This is a genomic window from Elstera litoralis, from assembly GCF_000963705.1.
GTDB lineage: Bacteria > Pseudomonadota > Alphaproteobacteria > Elsterales > Elsteraceae > Elstera > Elstera litoralis.
Genome location: NZ_LAJY01000621.1, coordinates 1 through 2,555, shown reverse-complemented (window position 1 = coordinate 2,555; position 2,555 = coordinate 1). Strand labels below are relative to the sequence as shown.

Here is a 2,555-nt window from a genome sequence, read left to right as displayed (position 1 = left end):
TCTGAACAGCAATCTCAATGGGCTCTAACTGAACCTGATTATAGCCATTGTCCTTTAACTTACCTTCTTTAATCCAAGCATTGACCATTTCAATCGAATGAATTTGCTGGCCGTAGGCGGCGTTGAACCAAAGCTCGGTCTGGAAATCCTGGATTTCGGTATAATTCTGCGGTGCCCGCCCCAACCAAGCATAGGCTTGCGGGCGGGCGATGAACAAGACATCCGCATCCACCAGTTCAGACAGAATAAACTGCCGCACGTAAGCGCCGTCGATGCGCTGGCGCGGGGCGTCGCGCGGGCCGAAACCATAGGAATTGAGCCAGAGGGCATCGCGCACGCTGTCCGCAGTGATCGATTCATAGGCGACGCGGGGACCGTGCGGGCCTGCCCGCTCCGGTTCCACGCGAACGCCTTCCTCCCCCTCGCCCGACAGGCCGCGCGCCTGCCAAAGCGCGCGCAAATAGGCCCAACCCGCCGGATTGGCGTGAACGATCTCATAGCCGTCGTCGGGATCGAAACTATTGAAAAAAATGGCCATATCGTCGGTGCCATTGAAAATATCGGCGATTTCGGCGAAGGCCGCCTCGGTGCGCAGCGGCACCCAGGTTTGCGCCGGGGTAAGCCGGTCGGCCCAGGCTTTTGCATCCTTGGGGTCGAAGGGCTGCATCCAGCGCTGCCAATATTCCTTCAGGGCCGGCCTGAAAACGCCGGGGAGGCCCTGGGTGACGATCTTTAGCCAATTGGCGACCGGCATTGTCGGCGGGAACGCCCGCGCGGCCTTGATGCCCGCCTCCAACTCGGCGCGCCAGATCGTCGCCCTTCAGCCAGCGCGCCGTCCATTCGATCATCCCGGAGGTGCAGGAGAGAACCTGAGGCCGCAGCCCCAGCGTACGCATCGCCTGAAGCACGCCAACCCCATGCGCGTTGGAGCCGCCGAGCCCGCCGAGCGCGAGCCCGATCTTCTTCCCCGAGGCATCTATCGCCGTACCCTGCACCATCACGCGCCCCTATCGGCTGACTTCGAACACTATCCTTATGGTGGCAGAGAGCGGCGCTCAAAACAATTCAAACCGTTAAGCCATTGGCGTGTCATAGAAACGTCACCGATGAGCGGAGCCTAAGACGCCGCCAAAGCCCGAAAATGCTGACCGAGATGCGTCAGGGCCGTGCGAAGCCCGGTTTCCGCCTGGGCTGGGAGCACGCGCTTTTGCTCTGCCCACAGGGCCAACGGCAATCCCAAACAACAGACATGGACGACCAGCGGCGACAGCAGTACCGGAACCGCCCGCATCGCCGCTCGATACGCCGCCCGGGCAATCAGCGCATCAGGGGAGGGTTGAAGCGGATCGCACGGAATATTCTCCAGGCTGGGGCCGCCCCGCGCCCAGGTTTCGAATTCGGCCGCCGCAAATACTTCGGCCAGATGCTCGGCGGCGGCCTGTTGATCCTCGGTCAGATCGGGCGGTGTCAGCGGACGGGGCATGTCTTTCGGCCGGGGCGGCAATCCCCGACTGACCCCAAGGCGCGACGCCGCGAGCCCGGTCGCCTCGGCTCCTTCCGAGAGGCGGAGCCTAGCCATCACAGCCTTACTGCGGGTTGAACTGCGCAACCCCCGTTGTATGACACTCATGCAATTCTCCTGCGCGCTTTAATCGCATTTTCATGGAATGTTCTCGTTCTGAGTATGTACCATTTTGGTGAAAACCGGGTCAATATGGAATCTTGTCTTGCACCAAAACGGAAGGAAGCTATAGTGGGCCGATGGAAAATCGGCTGCGCTATTGGCGAACGCATCGCGGCCTAACGCTCGAACAATTGGCCGAAGCGGCAGAAACGTCGCATCAGCAAATCATGCGGTTGGAGCGCGGGGAGCGGCGGCTAACGCTGGATTGGATGATACGGCTGGCGGCCCCTCTGGGCGTCGAGCCGCGCGATCTGCTGCCCGATGCCGCCACACCGCGCCCGATCAGCAGCGCCCCAAAGCCCGCGCGTGCGCCGCGCGCTTTGGCCGGTGGCGGCCTTGCGCCCGATCTTATTCCCGTACGCGGCGCGGCGCGGGGCGGGCTTGAGCAAGAGATGTTTCTGGAAGATGGGCCGATTGACTATGCCGCGCGCCCGCCGTGCTTAGCGCAGGTGCGCGATGCCTACGCACTTTATGTGGTCGGCGACAGTATGGTGCCGCGCTTTCGGCCCGGCATGCTGTTGTTCGTCAATCCGCACCGCCCGGCCCGTCGCGAGTCGGCGGTTGTGGTGATTAAGCATGACTCGGTGGTGCTGATTAAGGAATATGTTGAGCTGAAAGAGGATCGGCTGATTTTGCACCAGCACAATCCCGACTGTTTTTTGGAAATTTCGCGCAATGATATTGCGAGTTTTCACTGCGTGGTCGGCTCCGAAGAGCCTTGATTGTCGGCGCATTCGGTCGCTCCTGACGCAAAGCGCTTTGACTCTCGTCATACATACGGTATTAAGATTGAATTAAGGTCAAAATCCGAAAAAAGGTCGGGTCGACAAAACAGCGGCAGCCCAGAGCTGCGGTGCCGACACCAGAAGGG

At 60.8% G+C, this 2,555-nt stretch carries 2 protein-coding genes and 1 pseudogene; 1 reads left to right on the top strand and 2 read right to left on the bottom strand.

Features of this window, described 5'->3' with window-relative positions:
• Together VZ95_RS18350 and VZ95_RS18345 are read right to left on the bottom strand one after the other, a co-directional pair.
• Window positions 1–796: pseudogene (locus tag VZ95_RS18350) on the bottom strand (hypothetical protein); the annotation flags it as partial.
• A gap of 321 nt (window positions 797–1,117) precedes the next feature.
• A complete protein-coding gene (locus VZ95_RS18345; protein WP_156995397.1) occupies window positions 1,118–1,630 on the bottom strand; it encodes a DUF6456 domain-containing protein in 513 nt (170 codons plus the stop codon).
• Window positions 1,631–1,761: 131 nt separating this feature from the next.
• Between VZ95_RS18345 and VZ95_RS18340 the strand changes: the two genes are divergently transcribed.
• Window positions 1,762–2,406, top strand: a complete 645-nt coding sequence (locus VZ95_RS18340) for an XRE family transcriptional regulator (RefSeq protein ID WP_045777145.1) — start codon at window positions 1,762–1,764, stop codon at window positions 2,404–2,406.
• Window positions 2,407–2,555 lie beyond the last annotated feature (149 nt).